Genomic DNA, 21,953 nt, shown 5'->3' with positions numbered 1-21,953 from the left:
ACCCCAGGTTGCGAAGGCCGGTGGCCGTGCTCGGCGGATCCGCGCCGATCGCGGGCGGTGTCGCGATGGAAGGCCAGGAGGCAATTCAACCATGACGTCGGCACGCGAAGGATCCGGTGTGGCGGCGACCACCCCCGCGCGCGGCACCGCGGCGGAGGTGGCGGCGGGGCGCGCCGCACCGGGCGCCGCCGCCCGCGGCCCGCGGCGCCCGCTGCGCGCGGTGCTGCGCGACCGGCGCGGCGCCACCGCGCTGGTCTTCGCAGGATCGGCGGTGTCGGTGTTCGGCCTGGTCGCCCTGGCGACGGAAGGCGGCAACTGGTACTTCACCCAGCGCAACGCCCGCAGCGCCGCCGACATGGCGGCGATGGCCGGCGCCTCGAGCTACCTGCGGGCCAAGGAGGGCAAGAGCGCGGCGGCCGAGGCCTCGGCGCGGGACACGGCGGGGCGCAACGGCTTCGCCACCGCCGCCGGCACCAGCGTGGACGTGCGGATCGAGAGCTGGACGCCGCCCTCGCCGCCCTTCCCGGCGGGCACCTCCGCCCTGCCCGGCACGGTCCGGGTGACGATCGAGCAGACCGTGCCGACCTTCCTCTCCGGCCTGCTGCTCGGCAGCGACGCGGTGACGATCCGCGTCGCCGCCCGGGCGGCGATCGTGCAGGGCGGCCCCGCCTGCGTCCTGGCGCTGAACGAGACCGGCGTCGGGCTGAACCTCGTGGGCACCGCGAACGTCTCGGCGCCGGGCTGCGTGCTGCACGCGAACTCGACAGCCTCGAACGGCGTCCGGATCCAGAGCGAGTTCGCGAGCAACCTCGTCACCGCCGGCGTCAGCGTGCAGGGCGGCTGCTTCGGCAACGCCTGCGACAGCCTGCCCGAGCAGGCGGGCTCGATGGTCCAGCGGGGCGTGCCGTACATCCCGAACCCCTACGAGAAGCTGGACACGCTCGCCTACAACTACACCCTCGGCAAGCCGCAGGTCAGGAGCGACTGCCTGCCGATCCAGGGGCAGGCATACAACCAGGCGCAGGCCACCAGCCTGCGGAACCAGATCGCGGCGCTGCCCGCGAGCCAGCCCGTGGTCCTCTGCGCCAACAACAACAGCACCAACCTCGGCCTGAACAACGGCGTCACCCTGGAGCTGCCGGGCAACCGGACCTACATTTTTTGGAACGCGGGCCTCAGCCTGCAGAACGGCACGCTGCGCTGCCACGGCTGCATGATCGTCTTCACCGGCCACATGGGCAGCGGCGGCGGCATCCGGGTCAACGGCGGGCAGATCGAGCTGACGCCGCGCACCAGCACCTCGATCCAGCCCCTGCCGGACGCGTTCAGCGGCGAGCCGATCGTCGGCGTCTCCCTGTACCGGGACTACCGGTCGCCGTCCAACCTCCCGGGCGGCGGCCTGCCCGTGCAGATCAACGGCAACGTGAACAGCTACATCGACGGGGCGATGGTCTTCCCGAACAGCGACGCGCGCTACAACGGCACGTCGAGCAAGGACTTCAAGTGCAACTTCATCATCGGCCGGTCGATCGAGTTCTCCGGCACGGCGTCCATGGACACCTCGGAATGCGAGGGCAAGGGCGTGCGGCTGCCGCACATCCAGGTGGTCCGGCTGGTGGAGTGAGCCATGGCAGCGGCCGCCCCGATCCCCGCTACACGGCGCGCCCGGGACCGCTTGGCGCGATCCCTGCGCGACCGGCGGGGCGTATCGGCGCTCGAGTTCGCGGCGATCCTTCCGTTCCTGATCGTGCTGTTCCTCGGCGCCTTCGACATCGGCAACGCCTTCCAGCAGGGAATCCGGCTGGAAGCGGCGGCGCGGGCCGGCGCCCAGGCGGCGTTCGCCAACCCCTCGGCGGACAGCAGCGGCAAGCTGGCCCATGTCGAGACGCTGGTGAAGAACAATCTGCCCGCCGACTGGACCGACCTCACCGTGAGCGCGCGGGTCACCCTCTACCGTTGCGACAACGGGACCGATTCCACCTCCCGGTCCTCGACCTGCACCACGCCGAAGAGGATCGAGATCACCGCCAGCCGGCCCTTCACCTTCGTCGGGCCGCTGACCGAGTACATGCTGCCCTTCCTCTCACCGGTGCGAGGCAATGTTGAAGTCCGCCTCATGTGAGCGCCGCGGGCCCCGCCGGGCGCTGCGCTGCCGCAAGGGCGTCACCGCGCTCGAGTTCGCGATGATCGCCCCGGTCTTCTTCCTGCTGCTGTTCTTCACGATGGACCTCGCGCGGTACTGGTACACGGCGGAGGCGGTCCGCACCTATACGGGCGAGGTGCTCCGCGCGGCGATCGTCGCGGTCGGAGCCGACAACCCCCCGCAGAACGACCTCTGCCCGGGTGGCGCCATCTCCATCGGCACGCCGCCGACGCCGGGGCTCGATCCGGACAAGCTGCAGCTGACGGTGACCTGCAACCGCACGGTGTCGCAGGGCACCGTCACGGCGCACACCGTGCAGGTCACGGTGAACTACACCTTCGAGTTCCTGGTCGGGCTGGATCTCTTCTGGGACGCGCAGCAGGTGATCAGCGACCGGCAGACCACCACCTTCTGAGCACGAGGCCGGCATCGGACCGCGGCGCCCGCGCGGCGGGGCGCCGGCCCACGGTTCGCGCCTAGAGCCGATCGTGGACGGCTGGAAACAGCCGGGAGCGCGAATCGGCTCGGCAAACAACGAGCTGGAGCCGTTGCAGCGAGCATGGCCGAGCGAAAACCGCTCTAGCGGCCGAACCTACCCATCCGGTCGCGCCACTCCGCCACCGCCAGGCCCTCCTCGATGGCCATGAGCTCCGTCGCCAGCGCGCCGCGCGGGTCGCGTTCCAGCCCCTCGTCGATGCAGCGCTTCGCCAGCCGCAGCGCCGCCGGCGGGGCGCGGAGGATCGTGGCGGTGATCTCGGCCAGCGCCTGATCCAGCGCCTCCGGCGCCACCACCCGGGCGACCAGCCCGGCCTCCCGCGCCTCCTCGGCGGAGAGCGCGCGGCCGGTGAACATCAGGTCCTTCGCCAGCCGCTTGCCGATCACCCGCGGCAGGCGCTGGGTCGCGCCGACCGAGCCCCACAGCGCCTCCGGCGTGCGGAAGCTCGCGGCGGGGGTCGCCACGATGAAGTCGCAGGCGGCGGCGATCTCCACGCCCGCGCCGATCGCCGGTCCCTCGACCACCGCGATGGCCGGCATGGGCAGGCGCTCCAGCGCGCCGTAGGCGGCGAAGCCCTTCAGGCGCCGCGCGCGGACCGCGTCCTCGTCCATGCCCTGGCGCTCCTTGAGGTCCGCCCCGGCCGAGAACACCGGGCCCGCCGCGCGCACCAGCACCAGCCGCGCCTGCTCGGTCTCGGCGCGCCGCGCGCCGGCGAGCAGCGCCTCGCACAGCGCCACGTTCACCGCGTTCCGCGCCGCCGGCCGGTTCAGCGTGAGGGTCGCGACCCCGTCCTCGCCGATCGCGTAGAGCACGGCCTCATTCATCCGGTCGTCCCTTCCCTCAGCCGCGCGGCACCAGGCGCTTGAGGCGCGCCATCTGCCCGGGCGGCATCAGCGCCGCGGCCTCGGCCAGCGCGCAGGCCTCTCCGATCAGCCGCGCGGCCGGCACGACGCGATTGGCGAGGCCGCGCGCGAGCGCCTCCTCCGCCCCGACGTCGCGCCCGGTCGCCAGCAGCTCGAAGGCCGGCTTCGGACCGAGATGGGCGAGCAGCGAGGGCGCCACCCCGCTCGGGAAGATCCCTTGCCGCGCCTCCGGATAGCCGAGCCGCGCGTCCTCGGCCATCACCACCATGTCGCAGCCGAGGGCGAGCGCGGCCCCGGCGCCCATCGCGGCGCCTTGCACCGCGGCGACCACGGGTTTCGGCACCTCGCCGGGCGCCGCCAGCACCGCCTGCCCGAGCGCCGAGCGCGCCTCGCGCGCCGCGGGGTCGGCTTCCAGCGCCCTCCATTCCGCAAGGTCCGCACCGGCGCAGAAGGACGGTCCCGCGCCGGCGAGGACCAGCGCGGCCGCGTCGCCGGTCGCGCGCAGGGCGGCGAGCAGTGCCTCGCAGAGCGCGCGGTCGAGGGCGTTGCGCCTGGCCGGACGGTCGAGCGTCAGCACCAGCACGCGGCCGCGCGTCTCCAGCCGGATCATGCGCCGCCCCGACCCGTCCTGCGGTTCATCGAGCCCCCTTCCCTCGTCCCGCCCTCTCGCAGCCTAGCCCGGGGGTTGTTAGCGTCAACGCGGGCCGCCCGCCGCCGCGCGGCGGCACCGACAAGGAGGATGCGCCGCCGATGGATGCCGCGAACCGTTGCTCCCCTGCCACATCGCCGATCCGCCGGCGCCCGCTCGCGTCCGGCGCCGCTGCCCTCGTCGCGACGCTCGCGGCCGCGCGCGGCGCCGAGGCGCAGGCCGCCGAGTGGCCCTCGCGCACGCTGCGCATCATCGTCCCCTTCGCGCCCGGCGGCCCGGTCGAGGTGCCGACCCGCGTCATCGCCGAACGCCTGAGCCAGCGCCTCGGCCAGAGCGTGATCGTCGAGGCCCGTCCGGGCGCCGGCGGCACGATCGGCACCAAGGCCGTGGTGCAGGCGAACGACCCGCATCTGCTGCTCTCCACCACCGGCGCCGTCGTCATCGCTCCGGCCCTGGCGCAGAACGCGGGCTACGACCCGGTGGCAGACCTCACGCCGATCACCCTGATCTCGGAACTGCCGCTGGTCTTCGCGACCCGCGCCGAGTCGGGCATCCGCGACCTGGACGACCTGCTGCGCCGGGCGCGGGCGGAGCCCGGACGGATCAGCTACGCCTCGGCCGGCGTCGGCTCGACGACGCATCTCGTCGGCGCCCTGTTCTGCCATCGCGCGGGCGTGGACCTGCTGCACGTGCCCTATCGCGGCGCGGCGCAGTCGGCGATGGCGGCGTTCGCCGGCGACACCGACCTGGTGGTGGTCGGCACGCTGGAGGCGATGCCGCATATCCGCGAGGGCCGGCTGCGCGCCATCGCCACCTCCACCGCCGAGCGCGTCCCGGTCCTGCCCGACGTGCCGAGCCTGGCCGAGCGCGTGCCCGGCTTCGCGATCACCATCTGGTATGCGATGTTCGGCCCGCGCGCGCTGGCCGCGGAGGCGGTGCAAAGGATCGTCTCGGAGCTCGGCCCGGTCCGCGCCCCGGACACGCCCCTCGCGCAGCGCTACGCCGCCTCGGGCGGCCGGCTGCTGCTCGACGGGCCGGAGCCGCTGGCGGCGCGGATCCGGCAGGAGCTGCCGCAGTGGCGCGAATTGTCGGCGGCCACGGGGCTGCGCCTCGAATAGGCCCGCCGCGGCCCGGCCAGGGGCGTCCCCGCCCGGCTGCCCTCGCCGCGACCGCCCCCGCCCGCTGCCCGCCGGTTCGCGCGTCCGGCCGTTTCCGGCGGTCCGCGATCCGCGCTACAGGCCGAGCGCGCGCAGGCGCGCGACCGCCTCCTCCGGATCGCGCGCGACGTGGGCGCCGGCGGCGGCGAGGGCGGCGAGCTTCGCCTCTGCCCCCTCCCGCGCCGCGCCGGCCAACGCGCCGGCATGGCCCATGCGGCGCTCCGGCGGCGCGTGGCGGCCGACGATCATGGCGACCACCGGCTTGCCGCATTCCGGGACCGCCTCGGCCAGCGCGTATTCCTTGTCGCCGCCGAGCTCGCCGACATAGAGGATCGCCGCGGTGCGCTCGTCCGCTGCGAGGGCGGCCAGGTATTCGTGGGGATTGCGCCCGACGACCGCATCGCCGCCGATGTTGATCGCGACCCGCTGCCCGATCCCGGCGCGCGTCAGGATGCGCGAGAGGGTAAGGGTCAGCGTGCCGCTGCGGCAGAGGAGCGCGACACGCCCCGGCATGCAGAAGCTCGGCGCGATCGAGCCGAGCAGCCCCTCCCCCGGCACGCAGAGGCCGAGCGTGTTCGGGCCTACCATCCAGCACCCGGCCGCGCGCGCGGCCTGCGCGGCGCGCAGCCCGTCGTGCAGCGGCGTGTACTCGGCCGCCGCGACGATGGTCGGGATCTCGGCCGCGGCGCATTCGCGCACCGCGTCGAGCAGCCCCTCGGGCGGCGTGTAGAGGACGGCGGCGTCGGCCGGCTCCGGCAGGGAGAGCAGGTCGTCGTAGAGCGGCAGGCCGGCGGCGTCGCCGCCCCCGCGGCCGAGCTGGATGCCGGCGACGAGGTTCGTCCCCGCCTCGCGCATCGCGGCGACCTGGGCGGCGGCGTAGCGCCCGGCCGGGTTGAACACCACGACGCGGCGCGGGAAGCTGTCGAGGAAGGGTGCGATCATCATCACGGAGGGCAAGGTGCGTCTCATCGAGCAGGAGGGCAAGTCGCTGCTCCGCCGCCACGGCATTCCGGTCCCCCGCGGCATCCTGCTGCGGCCGGGCGAGCCGGTGCCGGAAGGTTTCCCGGCGGAGGACGCCTTCCTCAAGGCGCAGGTGGCGGAGGGCGGCCGCGGCAAGCGCGGCCTGGTGCGCCGGGCCGCGGAGCCGGGCGCGGCCGAGGCGATCCGCGCCGCGCTGAACGATCCGGCCGCGCCGCTGCTGCTCGAGGAGGCGGTGCCGGTCGCGCGGGAGCTCTACCTGGCGCTGCGCGTGGACGGCACCGCCCAGGCGATCGAGCTGCTGGCCTCCGCGGAAGGCGGCGTGGAGGTCGAATCCGGCGCGCCGCCGATCCGCCACCACCTCGACCCCGAGGCGCCGGGCGCCGCGGCGGGGGTGTTCGCGGCGCTGCGCAAGAACGATGCCTTTGCCTCGGACGTCGCGACGCGCCTCGCGCGGCTCGCGGTCCGGCTGGCGCGGGTGCTGGTGGCGGAGGATCTGGAGCTGCTGGAGATCAATCCGCTCGCGCAGCTCGCGGACGGGCGGCTGGTCGCCTGCGACGCCAAGCTGGTGCGCGACGACGCGGCGGCGTCCCGCCACGCGCCGGCGGCGGAGGAGACGCCGCTCTCCGCCGCGCTCGCCGCCGCCGCGATGACGCCGCTCGAGCGCCGGGCGCGCGAGCGCGGCTTCCACCTGGTCGAGCTGCCGGGCGGCACGGTGGCGATGGTCACCGCCGGGGCGGGTCTCGGCATGCTGATGCTCGACCTGCTCGGCGACCACGGGCTGCCCGCCGCGTGCTTCATGGACAACGCCCAGGGCGGGCCGGACGAGACCATGCCGGAGCGGCTCGCCCTCGCCTTCGAGATCGCGCGGCGGCCGGAGGTGAAGGCGGCGCTGTTCTACACGACGATCGCCTCGCGCCCGCTCAGGGGGCGGGTCGAGGCCCTGGCGAAGGCCCTCCGCGAGAGTCCGCCGCCGAAGCCGCTGTTCGTCGGCTTCGCCGCCGCGCACGCCTCGCTCGCTGGCTATTCGCTGGAGGAGGCGCGCGCCACGCTGCGCGCGGCCGGGGTCGCCGCGCTGCACGACGACCCGCTGGAGCTGGTGCGGGCGCTGAAGGCGGCGGTGGGATAGCAGGCCGGCCCCTGTTCAGGCGAAGGGCAGCGACAGCGGCGCGATCGCGTCGCCGTCGCGCCCGCGGTAGTCGCGCCGCGCCGCATCGCGCAGCATCCGCGCCTGCGACTCCGCGAGGACCCCGGCCGCCTCGCGCAGGTCGAGGTGCACCGGCCGGCCGTCCGCATGGACCAGCCGGCCGTCCACGTACACCCGCCGCACCGCCCGGTCCGCCGCGTGGAAGACCAGCGCCCGCAGCGGGTCGCGCGGCGGCGCCATCAGCGGGTGGCCGAGGTCCACCACCACCACGTCCGCCTTCGCCCCCACCGCCAGCCGCCCGAGGTCGGGCCGGCCCAGCGCGTCCGCCCCGCCCGCCGTGGCCGCATGGAACACCGCCGCGGTGTCCGCCGCCGCGAGGTCGCGCGCCGCGTTGCGCGCCAGCAGGAGGGCGAGGCGCATCTCCTCGATCAGGTTGTGCGGCGCGCAGTCCGTGCCCATCGCCATCCGCACCCCGCGCGCGGCGTAGCGGCCGAAGTGCTTCATGTGCTCGCCGTAGCGCGCGAAGGGGCTCGGGCAGTGCGCCACCGCGACGCCGTGCTCGGCCATCAGCGCCACGTCGCGCGCCGTGTGCCAGCCGACCGAGGGATGCTCGTCCACGAAGATCGCATGCCCGAGGATCGTGCGCGGCGTCAGCAGGCCGAGCCGCGCCGCGTACTGGATCGGGGTGATGCCGTGGCGGCGGAGGATCTCGCGCACCTCGACCACCGCCTGGGCGATGTGGGTGGTGAAGGGCCGGCCGGTGTCCTGCGCGAGCGCGATGGAGTCGCGGAACAGCCCCTCCTCCACGGTATCAATCTGCGCCGGGAAGACGATGCCGCTGAGGCGGCCGGAAGGGTCGCGCTCGGCCTCGTCCATGATCGCCTGGGCGCGCTGGAAGCCGCTGCGGCCGGCGGCCTCGTCCCAGTGCCAGGTGACGGTCTGCGGCGCGGCCATGCCCCAGCGCGCGCTGGCGTAGCCGGGCCCGACCCAGACGCGCAGGCCGCTCTCGCGCATGATGTCCATCCAGCCCTCGAAGGGGCTGGTGAGGTCCACGACGCTGGTCACGCCGGCCGACATCAGCTCGGCATAGGCGAGGCGCATCGCGGCGCGCTGGCCCTCGGGGTCGAGGCGGAAGGCCTGCATGCGCTCGAACAGGCCGGTCATCGCCTGCTCCGGCACGCCGTGGTCCTCGCGCACGCCGCGATAGGCGGGCTCGGTCGTCGGGTGGGTGTGGACGTTGACCAGGCCCGGCATGACGAGGGCGTTGCGCCCGTCCACCACCTCCGTGCCGGCGGGGGGCGGCGCCGCGGGGTCGTGCTTCGCGATCGCCGCGATGCGGCCGCCCGCCAGCGTGATGTCCACGCCGCGCGCGTAGGCGTGGCGCTTGGCGGCGGCGTCCCAGACCACGGCCCAGTCGGCGTTGCGGATCAGGGTGTCCGGTGCCATCGCGCCCTCCCCGGCTCGCGTCGGCCCAGCCTGCGCCGTCCCGCCCCGGGCGCGCAAGGGCCGGCTCGCCGCCGGGAACCCCGCCGCGGGCATGCCGGCCAACGACGCCGAGGCAGCCGCGCTGCGCCGGGGCACGCCGCCCCGGCATGCTCCGGGCCGCCATCCCCGTGCGGTCGCGGCCCGGCGGTTCGCGCTGTCCCCTCGCGTCGGGGGCCGGCGGAAACCTGGCCTACTCCAACGTCGCCTCGAGGCTGATTGCGGCGTTCAGCAGGCGCGAGACCGGGCAGGTCGCCTTCGCCCCCTCCGCGAGGCGCCGGAAGTCGTCCTCCGGGACGCCCGGGGCCCTCGCGCGCAGGCTCAGCACCACCGCGGCGATGCGCCAGCCGCCGCCGGCCGCTTCCTGCTCCATCGTCACGCGCGCCTCGGTGCGCAGGCTTTCCGGCACGTGCCCGGCGCCCGAGAGCCTGAAGGCGAGCGCCATGGTGAAGCAGCCGGCATGCGCCGCGGCGATCAGTTCCTCCGGGTTGGTGCCCCGCCCCTCGCCGAAGCGCGCGACGGCGGAATAGGGGGTGTCGCGCAGCGTGCCGCTCTGCGTCGTCAGCGCGCCCTGCCCGTCCTTCCCGCCGCCCTGCCAGGTGGCCGAGGCGCTGCGCCGGATGGTGGTGGCCATGGTGCGTCTCCTCCCGCGTCCGGACCCGGCAGCGCCAACGCGCCCGCTCGGCCGGCGTTCAACCGAAAGCCGGCGCCCGTCCGCGCTGCGCGCGCGAGAGGACGGTCAACCGCTCCCCGGACGCGGCCTCACCGCGCCCGGCCGCGCGCCGCGCGCGCGATGGCGGCGAGGAAGTCGGTGGTGTCGGTCGCCGGCGCCGTCCGCTCGGCGGTCGTCACCTGCACCTTGAGGAACTTGCCGCCCGCGCCACCGACGCAGATCCGCTCGCGGACCGCCAGCCGCCCATAGCTGCCGTGCAGCAGGGCGCAGCGCAGCCCGGGGCCGGCATCCTCCGGCAAGTCGGCGTTCGCCCGTTCCCGCTCGGCGAGGCGCCGCCCGGGACGGTTGCGCACGGCCTCCAGCGTCTCGGCCACGGACCGGTCGAGCTCCGCCTCGATCTCCGGCGCGGTCGGGACGTCGGGGACGTGTGGCACGCCGCGATCGTAGATCTGGACGCTCGCCGCCGCCGTGCGGTCGCGCGTGGCGTACTCGACGCCGGTGCCGAAACCCGGCCGGTCCCGCTCGTGCTCGGTGGTGGCGCCGCGTAGGAAGCCGGCGGCCTCGGCCGGCAGGCGGTCCGCGATCTCGGCGGAACTCGGCGGCGCGGCGGACGGCCCCGGGCCGGCGAACTCGGCGCAGCCCGACGCGGCGAGCAGCGCGAGCGGCGGCAGCCACGACAGCCTCCCGCGCCACGAGATGCCGGGCCGCGACATCATCCGGGGCACCCGCCCGGCCGCCGCCCGGCGACGCTCGTCGCCGGCGCCATGGGTGACGGGTCAGCGCCCCGGCCCCTGCCGGGTCGCGTGCGCAAGGGCGAGAACGGATCCATCGCGATGCCTCCCCGTGTTTCCGAACCGAATGGACAACTGCCTCGCCCCGGGGGCGATTCCGTGGCAGCGCCGCCAAGTCCTCGCCGGCCCGGACCGCGCGGCGCCGCCGGCGATCAGGCTGGACGCGAGGCCTGCACGCCGTAGCGCGCGCGGATTCCTCCCGCGCCGGGCGGCACGGGCCAGGAAGCCCGGACGGTCAGCCGGTCGCGGCGCGCGCCTTCTCGTGGGGCGCGCCGGCGAGAATGTCGCCGCGGGGGAGGCCCGGCGCCTCGCTTGCCTGCCCGATCTGCCCGGCCGGGGCGGCCGCCAGGCCGGCCGCCGGGGTACCGGCCGGCCCCTCGGCCGCGGTCGCCGCGTGGCCTTCCTCGGCAACCTCGGGGCGGGCGAGCAGGCCGCGCGTGAGGTCGACGACGACGGTCGCCAGGGCCGCCAGCACGATGACCTGTCCGATGGTCGCCAGGGCCCAGAGCCAGGGCGGGAACACCCCCGGCAAGGCGAGGTAGCCGAGCGGCAGGAGCAGGAAGCCGTAGGCGCCCGGCACCTGGTCCACGACCTGCTCGGTGCCTTCCCAGATCATCTTGAGCGCGACGTAGAGGATGACCAGCAGGCCGATCCAGGCGATCCAGCGGTGGCGGTCGAGCACGCGCGCGATCAGCGTCGCGGCGACGCCCATCAGCACCACCGAGATCGCGAGGCCGACGACCAGCACCCAGAGATGGTCCTTGGCCGCACCGGCCACCGCCAGCACGTTGTCGAGGCTCATCGAGACGTCGGCGACCAGGATCTGCACGATCGCCTGGCGCAGGGTCTTGCGCGGCGCGCCGGAGACCGCCGCCGCCGCGAGCTCGGATCCCTCCGCCGGCGCGTGGCCGTGCGGCTCGCGCAGCTCGCGGAACATCTTCCAGCAGACCCAGAGCAGCAGGAGGCCGCCCGCCAGGGTCAGGCCGACGATCGCCAGCAACTGCACGGTGACCGCGGCGAAGGCGATGCGCATCACGGTCGCCGCGGCGATGCCCCAGATGATCGCCTGGCGCCGCTGATCGGGCGGCAGGCCCGCGGCCGCCATGCCCACGACGATGGCGTTGTCGCCGGCCAGGACGATGTCGATGAAGAGGACCTGAACGAGCGGAACGAGCCAATCCATCGGGCGATGATCCTGGATGCGCCCGCCGCCCGCATCCGCTGGACGGCCCTGCCCCGGCATCGGGAGGGCTGGCGGACGGGTGTAGGTCGAGCGGAGCGCGAATAGATTTATTGCCCTGGTTCCGCAACCCCCCACCTCGGCGGCCCGCCTCCCTGCCTCGGGCAGGGCGCCCTTGCCAAGGCCGCGCCTCCCGCGCCACACCCCGGGCCCAGCCCGATGCGCCGGAGCCCGTCCGCCATGATCCCCCGCTACACCCGCCCCGAAATGGCCGCGATCTGGTCGCCCGCGGAGCGCTACCGCATCTGGTTCGAGATCGAGGCCCTCGCCGCCGAGGCGATGGCGGCGATCGGCGCCATCCCCGCGGACGCGGCGCGCGTGATCCGCGAGCGCGGCGGCGCCCGCGTGGCGAACATCACCGAAGCCGACATCGCGCGCATCGACGCGATCGAACGCGAGACGCGCCACGACGTCATCGCCTTTCTCACCTGGCTCGGCGAGGGGATCGGGCCGGAGGCGCGCTTCGTCCACCAGGGCCTGACCAGCTCGGACGTGCTCGACACCTGCCTCGCGGTGCAGCTCGCGCGCGCGGCCGATCTTCTGATCGCCGATTGCGACGCGCTGCTCGCGGCCCTGCGGCGCCGCGCCCTCGAACACAAGCTGACGCCCACCATCGGCCGCAGCCACGGCATCCACGCCGAGCCGACCACCTTCGGGCTCAAGCTCGCCGGGCACTACGCGGAGTTCGCGCGCAACCGCGAGCGCCTGCTCGCGGCGCGGCGCGAGATCGCGACCTGCGCCATCAGCGGCCCGGTCGGCACCTTCGCCTCCGTGGACCCGCGCGTGGAGGCTTACGTCGCCGGGAAGCTCGGCCTCGCGGTCGAGCCGGTGAGCACGCAGGTGATCCCGCGCGACCGCCACGCCGCGTTCTTCTGCGCCCTCGCCGTCGTCGCCTCCGGCATCGAGCGCCTCGCGATCGAGGTGCGCCACCTGCAGCGGAGCGAGGTGCGCGAGGCCGAGGAGTACTTCCATCCGGGCCAGAAGGGCTCCTCCGCGATGCCGCACAAGCGCAACCCGGTGCTGTCGGAGAACCTCACCGGCCTCGCCAGGCTCGTGCGCGGCTACGCGCTGCCGGCGCTCGAGAACGTCGCGCTGTGGCACGAGCGCGACATCAGCCACTCCAGCGTCGAGCGGGTGATCGCGCCGGACGCCACCATCGCGCTCGACTTCGCGCTGGCGCGCCTGACCGGGATGATCGAGCGGCTGGTGGTCTATCCGGAGCGGATGGCGGCGAACCTCGAGGCGCTCGGCGGCGTGGTGCACAGCCAGAAGGCGCTGCTCGCGCTCACCGCGGCGGGCATGAGCCGCGAGGACGCCTATCGCGCGGTGCAACGGGCGGCGATGGCGACCTGGACCCGGCTCGGCGCGCCGGACGGGCGGGATTTCCGCGCGAATCTCCTGGCCGACCCGGAGGTCGCGGCGCGCCTCGACGCGGCCGCACTGGATGCGGCGCTCGACCCGCGGCGGGACTTCGCCCAGGTCGAGACGATCTTCGCGCGCGTCTTCGGGCCGGACGCCGCCGCGGCGGCGCCTTGATTCCTCCCTTCTCCCGCCGCAGGGCCGGGCCATCGTCGAGGCGCGGAGAAGGAGCCCCCCATGTCCACCGCCTGCCGCGTCCAGCGCCGCCAGCCGCGGCGTCTCCGGGTCGCCGCCCTCGCCGCAGCGTCACTGCTCGGCTTCGGCGGCTGCGCCCAGTACGAGGGGGCCGCCTATGGTCCCGACTACGGCTACGGGCCTGGCATGCTCGGGGGCGGCGTGGCGGTCGCCGGCCCTCCCGTCGCCGCCGGTTCGTACCCCTATAGGGGCGGCTATTCGCTCGGCAGCGCCTACCAGACGGAGGGCGGACACTACCCCGGCGGTTACTACGCCGGCGGGGGCTATCACGCGGGCGGCGGATATGCCGTGGCCCCCTGGCCGCGGCCGGCGCCGGTCGTCGTCGGCAGAGGGCATGGCGCGTGGCGCGGGCCGCCCCCCATCGCGTGGGCCGCGCCGCGGCCGGCACCCGCCTTCGTCGTCCCTCATCGCCGGCCGTCCATGCCGGGAGCTGGCGCCCCCGTGCACGGGCCGGCCTTCCATCGGGGGGGTTTCCCGGGCGGGTTCGAGCGCCATCCGTCCGCCGCGTGGCGGCGCCACGAAGGTGCGATGCGCGGGCCTGTCCCCTATGCGGAAGGGCCCCCGCCGGCGGCCTTCCGGCACCGCCCGCCGCCCCCCGCGGCCGGCGCCGCCCCTGGCGGTCCAGTTCCCGCATTCACGCCCCGGCCGGCGGCCGCGGCACCGGGACCGCGGTTCGGCGGCGGGCATCCTCCGGCGTTCCGCGCGCAGGAGAGCGGCCCGGGGCCCCGGGCAGGCAGGGACCGCTTCTGGGGCCGACCCGTGGACGCGCCGCAACCGGGGCCGGGCGCCGGCCCGCCCCGCCGCCGCGGCGCCTGAGGGCCGGCCACCCGCATGGACCGCCTTGGCGGCGCACCGCCCGGCGCCCTGTTTTCGCCTCAACCGACCCCTAGCTTCCCCTCGGACGCGCAAGGACGTCGAATCGCTCGAGGAGTTCCCGCCATGCGCCTGCTTCGCTCCGCCTTGCTGGGCACCGCCGCAGTGCTGCTCGGCGTGACGGCCCTTCCGGGCGACGCCTCCGCCGGCCGGGACGGCCGGCATTGGGGCGGCGGCTGGGGGCACCGCCACTATGTGCCGCCCCCGCCGCCGCGAGTCTACTACGCGCCGCCGCGGGTCTACTACCCGCCGCCGCGAGTCTACTATGCGCCGCCACCGGTCTACTACGCGCCCCCACCGCGGGTCTATTATGCGCCGCCACCGGTCTACTACGCGCCGCCGCCGGCGATCATCGCCCCGGCGCCGAGCGTGGGGTTCTACTTCCGCTTCTGAAGGGCGCCGCCGCGGCATCTTGTCGCGGCGGTGGCGCACGCGCAGGGTTTCGTCGTGTGTACCGTGATCCTGCTGCGCCGCCCCGACCACGCTTGGCCGCTATTGCTCGCCGCCAACCGTGACGAGCGACTCGACCGCGCCTGGGACCCGCCCGCGGCCCATTGGCCCCAGCACCCGAACGTGACCGGCGGGCGTGACCGCAGCGGCGGCGGCACGTGGATGGCGCTGGACACGACCACCGGCGTGGTGGCCGCGGTGCTGAACCGGCCGGGCAGCCTCGGCCCGGCCCCCGGCAAGCGGTCGCGTGGCGTCCTGCCGCTGCTCGCCCTCGCGCACCGCACCGCCGCCGACGCCGCGCGGCATCTCGAGACGGCCTTGCCCGCCGGCGAATGGCGACCGTTCAACATGGTGGTCGCCGATTCGCGCATGGCGTTCTTCCTCCGCGGACTCGGCCACGGCCGGCCGCAGGCGCTGGCCCTGCACACGGGGATCACCATGGTGACCTCGCACGATCCGAACGACCTGACCCATCCGAGGATCCGCCGGCACCTGCCCCGCTTCACCGCGGCGCCGCCACCGGATCCCGACCATCCCGACGGCTGGCGCGACTGGGAGGCATTGCTGGCGGACGACGGATTCGACCCGGCGGTCGGCATCGCCGAGACCCTGCGCGTCCCCCCGCGGGGCGGCTTCGGGACCGTCTCCTCGAGCCTTGTCGCGCTCGGCGCCGATGGCACGCTCCATTGGCGGTTCGCTGCCGGGCCGCCGGGCGAGGCGCCGTTCGAGCGCGTGGCGCTGAAGGGGCGCGCGCGAGAATTCAATCGGGAGTTTTGACCGCCCGCGGCCGCCGCTGCTAGGATTGTGCGGTTCCGATGCCTGCCATGAGTTCCTGGATCGCGCTCCCCGCCGCCGCCACCCTGCTGATCGCGACGCCCGGCGTGCCGAACGGCGCCGCCGGATCCTGGACGCACGCGAACCACAATCCCTGGCACCGGGAGGGATCCCAGCAGGCCTCCCGCGCGATGCAGACCCCGGCGGGGCGGGGAAACCCGATCGCCGGACCGATCCTGACCTCGGAGGATCGCGTGGTGGTCCGGCAGTGGCAGAGCGCGAACCCCGACTGGCGGCCGCCGCCTCCCCCCTCGCCGGCGACGATGGACCTGCTGCAGCCCGGCCACCGGATGCCGCGGGGGGCCGAGCACCGGCCGGCACCCGCCTCGCTGGTGCAACAGCTGCCGAGGATTCCCGATGGCGCCTACGTGGTGGTGGGCGGCTCGCTGATCCTCCTGGACGAGCGGACCAACACGGTCGTCGACGTCCTGTGGGACGTGTTCGATACCGGCGGCCGGTCCTGACCGCGCATGGCGGCAGGCGGAGCGGCACGCCTCAGGCGCAGCCGCACCCCGCCGTCGGCCCGACGGCGCCGCGTATCACGTGGTGGTCGATCCACTCCGCGACCAGACGCCGGGCCTCGCCGATCGAGGCCTCCGGGTGATGGATCCGATAGAGCGCCGTGCAGGCGCGGAAGGCCGCGAAGTCGTCAATGCCGACCTCGCGCAGCTCGCGGTAGGCGGTCACCACGGCCCGTTCGCAGGTGCGTCCGATGCGGCGGCTCTCGTCCCGGCCCATCGTCGGCACGCTCCTTCCTGCTGTTCCGGCCAGTTGCGGGCAAGTTGCGAATCACTCGCAAGTACACCGGAACGATAGCCGCGGCGGCGCCGCAGTTCAAGGCGGCGCCGCCGCGGCGCCGGGCGCCTCCCTCCTCGTACTCAGCGCGCATCGCATCCATGGCTGCGCATCCGCTCCAGCCATGCCGCCGCCTTCGCCGCGCCCAGCCCGCCCACGCCGCCGATCAGCGTCTCGCGGATCGGCCGGATGCCGATGAAGCCGAGGATGTTGCGCTCCAGACTGCGGAGCGAATGCGCGCCGAACCACCAGCGGTAGGCGAAGGCCGGCATCCCCATGGTGACCACGATCCGCGCCGAGCGGCCCTTCATCAGCTTCTCCGGCATGCCGCGCGCCGCGTAGCGGAAGGCGAAGCCGGGACGGCAGACCTGCTCGAGGAAGCCCTTGAGCAGGCCGGGCATGGCGCCCAGCCAGAGGGGGTAGAGCAGCACCCAGTGCTCGGCCCGCCGCAGCGCGTCCTGCGCGGCGCGGATGGAATCGGGCGGGCAGCCGGTCTCGAAGTCCGCCTGGGTCCGCAGCAGCGGGAAGTCGAGACGCGCGACCTCGATGCGCTCGACCGCATGGCCCGCGGCGAGGGCGCCTTCCGCGTAGGCGTCGGCGAGGGCGTGGCCGAAATGCCCGCCCGCGGGATCGGGATGGCCCTGGATGATGGCGACGCGGCGCGGCATGGCCCCTCCCTCGGCTGCGATCCCGGCGCCCGGAGGGTGGCGCCGCGGCGCGTCCGCCGCCTTGATCCCGATCAGCCGGCCCGGGCGACCGCCTCCGCCAGCGCCTTCCCGACATCCACCGTTGCGGCCTGGCCGCCCATGTCGCGGGTGCGCGGGCCGCCCTGGGCGAGCAGCGCTTCGATCGCGCCGAGGATCGCGTCGGCCGCCGCCTTCTCGCCGAGGTGCTCGAGCATCATCGCGCCCGACCAGATCTGGCCGATCGGGTTGCAGATCCCCTTGCCGGCGATGTCGGGTGCGGAGCCGTGCACCGGCTCGAACATCGAGGGGAAGCGCCGCTCCGGGTTGATGTTGGCGGAGGGCGCGATGCCGATCGAGCCCGCCACCGCCGGGCCGAGATCGCTCAGGATGTCGCCGAACAGGTTGGAGCCGACGACCACGTCGAACCAGTCGGGATGCTGCACGAAGTGCGCGCAGAGGATGTCGATGTGGTACTGGTCCGTCGTCACCTCGGGGTAGTTCCTCGCCATCGCGGCGAAGCGCTCGTCCCAGTAGGGCATCGTCAGGGTGATGCCGTTCGACTTGGTCGCGCTCGTCACCTTCCTGCGCGGCCGGGTCATCGCCAGCTCGAAGGCGTAGCGCAGCACGCGGTCCACGCCCTGGCGGGTGAAGACGCTCTCCTGGGTGACGAATTCACGCTCGGTCCCCTCGAACATGCGCCCGCCGACGGAGCTGTACTCGCCCTCGGTGTTCTCGCGCACGACGTAGAAGTCGATATCCTCCGGACCGCGGCCGGCGAGCGGCGTGCGCACCCCCGGCATCAGCCGGCAGGGGCGGAGGTTGACGTACTGGTCGAATCCGCGACGGATCGGGATCAGCAGCCCCCAGAGCGAGATGTGGTCGGGCACGCCCGGCCAGCCGACCGCGCCGAGGAAGATCGAGTCGCTGTCGCGCAGCCGGTCGAGCCCGTCCTCCGGCATCATCCGGCCGGTCTGCCGATAGGTCTCGCAGGACCAGTCGTAGTGGGCGAGCTGCAGGTCGAAGCCGAAGCGGCGCGCAGCGGCGTCGAGCACGCGCAGGCCCTCCGGCACCGTCTCCTTGCCGATGCCGTCGCCCGGGATCACCGCGATCCGGTAGGTCTTCCGCGTCGCCATGGCGCTGTCTCGCCGCTCCCCCGCCGTTGCCGAGGCCGCAGGGTGGCGGGCGCGCCCGGCAGGCACAAGCCCCCCGGACGGCCGCCTCGGAGGCTCCCCCGAACCGCCTCGGTCGTCCGGGAGGTCTGGATCGGCGGCGTGTCCGCCCGGCGCGGCGGTGCGCCGGTGCAGGCGATGGGCCGGGCGACGCTGCCGGGCCCGCCGGATGAGGCGAGGAACGCGCTATGTGATCGGCGGGGCGGCCGGCGCGGCGCCGTCCCGGGTCGGTGCGGCCGAGGCCTCCCTCGCCGCCGCCAGACGCGGCAGCGCGGCGGCGAGGAGCTCCGCCGTCGCGGGATTCACCGCGATCGGCACGTCGCGCAGCGCGGCGATGCGGATCAGCGCGCGCACGTCCGGCTCGTGCGGCTGCGCCCAGAGCGGGTCGAAGAGGAAGACGATCGCGTCCACACGCCCCTCCGCCACCCGCGCGCCGATCTGCTGGTCGCCGCCGAGCGGACCGCTCAGCACCGTCTCGACGGAGAGGTCCGGATGGCGTTCGCGGATGCGCGCGCCGGTGGTGCCGGTGGCGACCAGGCGATGCGGCCGCAGCACCTCGACGTGGCGGCCGACCCAGTCCACCAGCGCCGGCTTGGAGGCATCATGCGCGATGACAGCGATGGTGAGCGGCATGGCGCGCGTTCCTTCCCGTCCTGCCATCGGCCTGGCGGCGGCAGCGAGCCATCGGCGGAGGTGCAGGTCGCCTCGTCCGCCCGCGCCACCTCGCCGATGCGGGCGCGGTCATCGCGCCGCCCTGCGCGACGATCGGGCCGCGCATCCAGATGCCGGGACGCGACGGAGAGCACAACCCGCGGGCGCCGGTTCTCAGCCGTCAACCCGGCCCCAGGCCGGCCCGTCAGGCGTCGGGCAATAGCAGGCATCGCCGGGCTCCGCCGGCTCCCGCAGCGGGCATGTCACGGCGCCCGCGACGCAGGTCCGACCCGGCACGGGCGGGTAGTATGCGGGCGGCGGGGGATAGGGAAGCGCGTAGGGATAGCCGTAGTGGTCCGGCACGACGCCAAGACCGAACCCGAAGGTGACCGAGGGAACGAACACCCCATAGCCCCACCAGCCCCAGGGCCGGTACCAGCCCCAGGCGCCCCAGGGGCGATACCAGCCGTGGTAGGGATAGGGGGGCGGCCGCCAGGCGGGACCGGGGCGGCTCCAGGCATAGGGGCGGTAGCTCCAGGGAACGCCGGGCGCTGGCCTGTGCCCCGGCGGCGGCGCGCGCCAGGCGGGAAGCGGGGCCGGCCCAGGTGCCGGCGGCGGCCGCAGGCCGCCCCCGGGCCCCCGCGGCGGCGGCGCGACGCGCGCGCCACCTCCGCCGCCGGCGCCGGACCAGCCTTGCGCCTCCGCAGGCGCGACGGGGACGGTCGCGACCAGGCCGCACGCGGCAAGCGCGACGGCAGCCAGAATCGGCAAGAGGGGCGGTGGGGGACGGAACCTCATGGCGTTTCCCTCGCGGCCCGGCGGGGGCGCCCGCCGGCCGCCCTCCGGACAGGACCACGAGGCTAGCACCGAACGCGGCGCAGGCGGGGGTGGGGGATGCGGCGCCGCGGCGGCGCGGGCCGACCGAGAGCCCAGGGCACGGCCCGGCGGATGCCCCACGACCAGCGGCCGCCGCCGGGCGGCACCGCGATCGCCGCGCGCTTGCCACCCCGGCGCCGGGCCGCCGCCGGGAGGACCCGCCCTCCGGCGACGCGCGCGGCCGGAAAGCCTTGATTTCCCGCAGGAACGCGCGCATATGCGAGGCGCACGCGGAACGGCGGAGCAGAGGCATCGTTGGCCCCCCGGGCGACGCGCCGTCTCCCGCCGACGGCCTCCCGCCGACGCCCCGGCCGTCGGGGCCCCGCCGCCCCTATCCGGCGAAGGAAAACACTGGACTTGACCGAGCCTGTCAACGCGGCCGCCTCCCCTGCGGCCGAGACTCACAGCACCGGAACTGCGCCGGGCGCCGGTCGCGCGCCCGATGGCGCCGCGCTCGACGCGGTGCAGGCGATGGCCGCCGAGGAGGCGGCGCAGATCGAGGCCGAGCGCGAGGCGCACGAGCACGACGCGGCGGCCGCCCCCGCCGAGCCGCCCCGCGCCACCTTCGCCGATCTCGGCCTGTCCGAGCCGGTCCTCAAGGCGCTGGAGGAGGCCGGCTACCAGCACCCGACGCCGATCCAGGAGAAGGCGATCCCCTTCGTGCTGATGGGGCGCGACGTGCTCGGCGTGGCGCAGACCGGCACCGGCAAGACCGCCGCCTTCACCCTGCCGATGCTCGACATCCTGCAGGGCACGCGCGCCAAGGCGCGCATGCCGCGCAGCCTGATCCTCGAGCCGACGCGCGAGCTGGCGCTCCAGGTCGCCGAGAATTTCGTCAAGTACGGCAAGCACCTGAAGCTCGTGCACGCGCTGCTGATCGGCGGCGAGAGCATGGACGAGCAGCGCGCCGTGCTGGAGAAGGGCGTGGACGTGCTGATCGCCACCCCCGGCCGGCTGCTCGACCTGTTCGACCGCGGCCGCATCCTGCTCGCCGACGTCAAGGTGCTGGTGATCGACGAGGCGGACCGCATGCTCGACATGGGGTTCATCCCCGACGTCGAGCGCATCGTCTCGCTGCTGCCGAAGATCCGGCAGACGCTGTTCTTCTCGGCGACCATGGCGCCGGAGATCCGCCGCCTGGCCGACGCCTTCCTCTCCAACCCGAAGGAGATCGAGGTGGCGCGGCCCGCCACCGTCGCCTCCACCATCGTCACCGGCGTGGCGCTGGTGCGCGAGCGCGAGAAGCGCGAGGCGCTGCGGCGGCTGATCCGGCAGCAGGACGTGCAGAACGCGCTGATCTTCTGCAACCGCAAGGTGGACGTGGACATCCTCCACCGCAGCCTCAAGCGCCACGGCTTCTCGGTCGGCGCGCTGCACGGGGACATGGACCAGTCGCAGCGCTTCGCCACGCTCAACGCCTTCAAGGCGGGCGAGATCAGGCTGCTCGTCTGCTCCGACGTCGCGGCGCGCGGGCTCGACATCGGCGGGCTGTCGCACGTGTTCAACTTCGACGTGCCCTTCCACGCCGAGGACTACGTGCACCGCATCGGCCGCACCGGCCGCGCCGGGCGCGAGGGGCACGCCTACACCATCGCCACGCCGGAGGACGCGAAGCGCCTCGCCGCGATCGAGAAGCTGACCGGGCAGCCGATCCCGCGCCTCGCGATCGAGGGCCTGGAGCCGGTGAGCGAGGAGGAGATGGCCGAGGCGGCCGCCGCCGAGGGCGGCCGGCGCGGCCGGGGCGGCCGCCGCGGCGCGGCCGCGGCGCCGAAGACCGGCGCCGCCGAGGCACGGCGCGGCGACGCCCGGGAGGGCCGCGCCGGCCGCCGGCGTCGCGGCGAGGAGGAGGCGCCGCGGCGCGAGGCCCGGCGCGCGGAGGGCGAGGCCGCGACCGAAACGGCCGGCGCGGCGGAGCGGCCGGCACGCGCGCCGCGGCCGGAGCGCGAGCGCGAACGGCCCGAGCGGGCGGCAGGCGAGCGCGAGCGGGCCGAGCGCGGCCGCCGTGGCGAGCCGCGCGCCGCGCCGCCCGCGCGCCGCGAGGACCGCGACCTCGGCCCCCGCGTGCGCGGCTTCGGCGACGCGGTGCCGGCCTTCATGACCATCCCGATCCCGCGCCCGCGCCGCGGCGCGGGCGCGGACACGCCCGAGGCCGAGGCCGCCTGATCCGCCGCCGCGGCGGCCGGCGCCGCGCGCGCCCTTGCGTTGCCAGACCTCGCGGGCGGCGGCATTTTCCGCGCGCGCCCGCCGCCCCGAGGCGCCGGACGGAGCGAGGAGATGCCGATGAACGACGCCGCCGCGGCCGGGCGTTCCGCCCCCGCCTTCGCCTGGGACGACCCGCTGCTGCTCGACGCCCAGCTCGGCGAGGACGAGCGGATGATCCGCGACT

The 21,953-nt window shown here is 75.1% G+C and carries 21 protein-coding genes and 1 pseudogene; 10 read left to right on the top strand and 12 right to left on the bottom strand.

Annotation, left to right across the window (positions count from 1 at the left end):
- The first annotated feature begins 118 nt into the window (after positions 1-118).
- Genes IEX99_RS16650 through IEX99_RS16640 form a run of 3 tightly spaced genes read left to right on the top strand, consistent with a single transcriptional unit; the run spans position 119 to position 2,558 of the window.
- Positions 119-1,624, top strand: coding sequence for a TadG family pilus assembly protein (locus IEX99_RS16650; RefSeq protein ID WP_188902352.1), 1,506 nt, complete (start codon positions 119-121; stop codon positions 1,622-1,624).
- Positions 1,625-1,675: 51 nt separating this feature from the next.
- Positions 1,676-2,122 (top strand): TadE/TadG family type IV pilus assembly protein, encoded by a 447-nt coding sequence (locus IEX99_RS16645; protein ID WP_188902349.1) that lies wholly within the window; start codon positions 1,676-1,678, stop codon positions 2,120-2,122.
- On the top strand, positions 2,100-2,558 hold the full coding sequence (locus IEX99_RS16640; RefSeq protein WP_188902347.1) for a TadE/TadG family type IV pilus assembly protein: 459 nt from the start codon (positions 2,100-2,102) through the stop codon (positions 2,556-2,558). Before IEX99_RS16645 ends, IEX99_RS16640 begins: the two co-directional genes overlap by 23 nt.
- A gap of 164 nt (positions 2,559-2,722) precedes the next feature.
- Here IEX99_RS16640 and IEX99_RS16635 read toward each other — a convergent pair whose 3' ends face one another.
- Positions 2,723-3,463: an enoyl-CoA hydratase/isomerase family protein gene (locus IEX99_RS16635; RefSeq protein WP_188902345.1), complete on the bottom strand. Its 741-nt coding sequence runs from the start codon at positions 3,461-3,463 to the stop codon at positions 2,723-2,725.
- Between the two features lie 16 nt (positions 3,464-3,479).
- Positions 3,480-4,112 (bottom strand): enoyl-CoA hydratase/isomerase family protein, encoded by a 633-nt coding sequence (locus IEX99_RS16630; protein ID WP_188902343.1) that lies wholly within the window; start codon positions 4,110-4,112, stop codon positions 3,480-3,482.
- A 140-nt stretch (positions 4,113-4,252) separates the two neighbouring features.
- Between IEX99_RS16630 and IEX99_RS16625 the strand changes: the two genes are divergently transcribed.
- Complete coding sequence (locus tag IEX99_RS16625; RefSeq protein WP_188902341.1) at positions 4,253-5,269, top strand: Bug family tripartite tricarboxylate transporter substrate binding protein; 1,017 nt, start codon at positions 4,253-4,255, stop codon at positions 5,267-5,269.
- A 114-nt stretch (positions 5,270-5,383) separates the two neighbouring features.
- On the opposite strand, the gene IEX99_RS16620 is transcribed toward IEX99_RS16625, so the two are convergent.
- Entirely contained in the window at positions 5,384-6,253 is an 870-nt protein-coding gene (locus tag IEX99_RS16620; RefSeq protein ID WP_229678088.1) for a CoA-binding protein, read from the bottom strand.
- Between the two features lie 13 nt (positions 6,254-6,266).
- Between IEX99_RS16620 and IEX99_RS16615 the strand changes: the two genes are divergently transcribed.
- Complete coding sequence (locus IEX99_RS16615; protein ID WP_188902338.1) at positions 6,267-7,415, top strand: ATP-grasp domain-containing protein; 1,149 nt, start codon at positions 6,267-6,269, stop codon at positions 7,413-7,415.
- Positions 7,416-7,430: 15 nt separating this feature from the next.
- On the opposite strand, the gene IEX99_RS16610 is transcribed toward IEX99_RS16615, so the two are convergent.
- The 4 genes and pseudogenes from IEX99_RS16610 to IEX99_RS16595 form a co-directional block, all read right to left on the bottom strand.
- A complete protein-coding gene (locus tag IEX99_RS16610) occupies positions 7,431-8,879 on the bottom strand; it encodes an amidohydrolase family protein (RefSeq protein WP_188902336.1) in 1,449 nt (482 codons plus the stop codon).
- A gap of 229 nt (positions 8,880-9,108) precedes the next feature.
- Positions 9,109-9,549, bottom strand: a complete 441-nt coding sequence (locus IEX99_RS16605; protein ID WP_229678087.1) for an OsmC family protein — start codon at positions 9,547-9,549, stop codon at positions 9,109-9,111.
- Between the two features lie 128 nt (positions 9,550-9,677).
- Positions 9,678-10,304, bottom strand: coding sequence for a hypothetical protein (locus IEX99_RS16600; protein WP_188902334.1), 627 nt, complete (start codon positions 10,302-10,304; stop codon positions 9,678-9,680).
- Positions 10,305-10,950: 646 nt separating this feature from the next.
- A pseudogene (locus tag IEX99_RS16595) lies at positions 10,951-11,562 on the bottom strand (TerC family protein); the annotation flags it as partial.
- A gap of 237 nt (positions 11,563-11,799) precedes the next feature.
- On the opposite strand from IEX99_RS16595, the gene purB reads away from it, so the two are divergent.
- From purB to IEX99_RS16575, 4 genes are all read left to right on the top strand, one after another.
- Positions 11,800-13,155: an adenylosuccinate lyase gene (gene purB / locus IEX99_RS16590; protein ID WP_188902332.1), complete on the top strand. Its 1,356-nt coding sequence runs from the start codon at positions 11,800-11,802 to the stop codon at positions 13,153-13,155.
- Positions 13,156-14,172: 1,017 nt separating this feature from the next.
- Complete coding sequence (locus IEX99_RS16585) at positions 14,173-14,499, top strand: hypothetical protein (protein WP_188902330.1); 327 nt, start codon at positions 14,173-14,175, stop codon at positions 14,497-14,499.
- A 54-nt stretch (positions 14,500-14,553) separates the two neighbouring features.
- Positions 14,554-15,333 (top strand): NRDE family protein, encoded by a 780-nt coding sequence (locus IEX99_RS16580; protein WP_188902328.1) that lies wholly within the window; start codon positions 14,554-14,556, stop codon positions 15,331-15,333.
- 47 nt (positions 15,334-15,380) lie between these two features.
- Positions 15,381-15,854: a hypothetical protein gene (locus IEX99_RS16575; protein ID WP_188902325.1), complete on the top strand. Its 474-nt coding sequence runs from the start codon at positions 15,381-15,383 to the stop codon at positions 15,852-15,854.
- Between the two features lie 31 nt (positions 15,855-15,885).
- On the opposite strand, the gene IEX99_RS16570 is transcribed toward IEX99_RS16575, so the two are convergent.
- From IEX99_RS16570 to IEX99_RS16550, 5 genes are all read right to left on the bottom strand, one after another.
- Positions 15,886-16,128, bottom strand: coding sequence for a hypothetical protein (locus IEX99_RS16570; RefSeq protein ID WP_188902323.1), 243 nt, complete (start codon positions 16,126-16,128; stop codon positions 15,886-15,888).
- A gap of 140 nt (positions 16,129-16,268) precedes the next feature.
- Positions 16,269-16,853, bottom strand: coding sequence for an NAD(P)H-dependent oxidoreductase (locus tag IEX99_RS16565; protein WP_188902321.1), 585 nt, complete (start codon positions 16,851-16,853; stop codon positions 16,269-16,271).
- Positions 16,854-16,924: 71 nt separating this feature from the next.
- Positions 16,925-18,004: a tartrate dehydrogenase gene (locus IEX99_RS16560; protein ID WP_188902319.1), complete on the bottom strand. Its 1,080-nt coding sequence runs from the start codon at positions 18,002-18,004 to the stop codon at positions 16,925-16,927.
- A gap of 222 nt (positions 18,005-18,226) precedes the next feature.
- Entirely contained in the window at positions 18,227-18,673 is a 447-nt protein-coding gene (locus IEX99_RS16555; RefSeq protein WP_188902317.1) for a methylglyoxal synthase, read from the bottom strand.
- A 192-nt stretch (positions 18,674-18,865) separates the two neighbouring features.
- Positions 18,866-19,489, bottom strand: a complete 624-nt coding sequence (locus IEX99_RS16550; protein ID WP_188902315.1) for a hypothetical protein — start codon at positions 19,487-19,489, stop codon at positions 18,866-18,868.
- Between the two features lie 549 nt (positions 19,490-20,038).
- Between IEX99_RS16550 and IEX99_RS16545 the strand changes: the two genes are divergently transcribed.
- Positions 20,039-21,730: a DEAD/DEAH box helicase gene (locus IEX99_RS16545; RefSeq protein WP_188902522.1), complete on the top strand. Its 1,692-nt coding sequence runs from the start codon at positions 20,039-20,041 to the stop codon at positions 21,728-21,730.
- Positions 21,731-21,953: the final 223 nt, after the last annotated feature.

Origin of the sequence: Caldovatus sediminis (assembly GCF_014644455.1) — a bacterium.
GTDB lineage: Bacteria > Pseudomonadota > Alphaproteobacteria > Acetobacterales > Acetobacteraceae > Caldovatus > Caldovatus sediminis.
The sequence above is the reverse complement of the archived record's forward strand: the minus strand, read 5'-3'. Positions and strand labels throughout refer to the sequence as shown.

Bases quoted from the DNA above. Each gene is read 5' to 3' on its own strand.
- IEX99_RS16640 (WP_188902347.1), top strand. From the start codon at position 2,100: ATGTTGAAGTCCGCCTCATGTGAGCGCCGCGGGCCCCGCCGGGCGCTG.
- IEX99_RS16635 (WP_188902345.1), bottom strand. From the start codon at position 3,463: ATGAATGAGGCCGTGCTCTACGCGATCGGCGAGGACGGGGTCGCGACC.
- IEX99_RS16630 (WP_188902343.1), bottom strand. From the start codon at position 4,112: ATGATCCGGCTGGAGACGCGCGGCCGCGTGCTGGTGCTGACGCTCGAC.
- IEX99_RS16625 (WP_188902341.1), top strand. From the start codon at position 4,253: ATGGATGCCGCGAACCGTTGCTCCCCTGCCACATCGCCGATCCGCCGG.
- IEX99_RS16620 (WP_229678088.1), bottom strand. From the start codon at position 6,253: ATGATGATCGCACCCTTCCTCGACAGCTTCCCGCGCCGCGTCGTGGTG.
- IEX99_RS16610 (WP_188902336.1), bottom strand. From the start codon at position 8,879: ATGGCACCGGACACCCTGATCCGCAACGCCGACTGGGCCGTGGTCTGG.
- IEX99_RS16605 (WP_229678087.1), bottom strand. From the start codon at position 9,549: ATGGCCACCACCATCCGGCGCAGCGCCTCGGCCACCTGGCAGGGCGGC.
- IEX99_RS16600 (WP_188902334.1), bottom strand. From the start codon at position 10,304: ATGATGTCGCGGCCCGGCATCTCGTGGCGCGGGAGGCTGTCGTGGCTG.
- purB (WP_188902332.1), top strand. From the start codon at position 11,800: ATGATCCCCCGCTACACCCGCCCCGAAATGGCCGCGATCTGGTCGCCC.
- IEX99_RS16585 (WP_188902330.1), top strand. From the start codon at position 14,173: ATGCGCCTGCTTCGCTCCGCCTTGCTGGGCACCGCCGCAGTGCTGCTC.
- IEX99_RS16575 (WP_188902325.1), top strand. From the start codon at position 15,381: ATGAGTTCCTGGATCGCGCTCCCCGCCGCCGCCACCCTGCTGATCGCG.
- IEX99_RS16570 (WP_188902323.1), bottom strand. From the start codon at position 16,128: ATGGGCCGGGACGAGAGCCGCCGCATCGGACGCACCTGCGAACGGGCC.
- IEX99_RS16565 (WP_188902321.1), bottom strand. From the start codon at position 16,853: ATGCCGCGCCGCGTCGCCATCATCCAGGGCCATCCCGATCCCGCGGGC.
- IEX99_RS16560 (WP_188902319.1), bottom strand. From the start codon at position 18,004: ATGGCGACGCGGAAGACCTACCGGATCGCGGTGATCCCGGGCGACGGC.
- IEX99_RS16555 (WP_188902317.1), bottom strand. From the start codon at position 18,673: ATGCCGCTCACCATCGCTGTCATCGCGCATGATGCCTCCAAGCCGGCG.
- IEX99_RS16550 (WP_188902315.1), bottom strand. From the start codon at position 19,489: ATGAGGTTCCGTCCCCCACCGCCCCTCTTGCCGATTCTGGCTGCCGTC.
- IEX99_RS16545 (WP_188902522.1), top strand. From the start codon at position 20,039: ATGGCCGCCGAGGAGGCGGCGCAGATCGAGGCCGAGCGCGAGGCGCAC.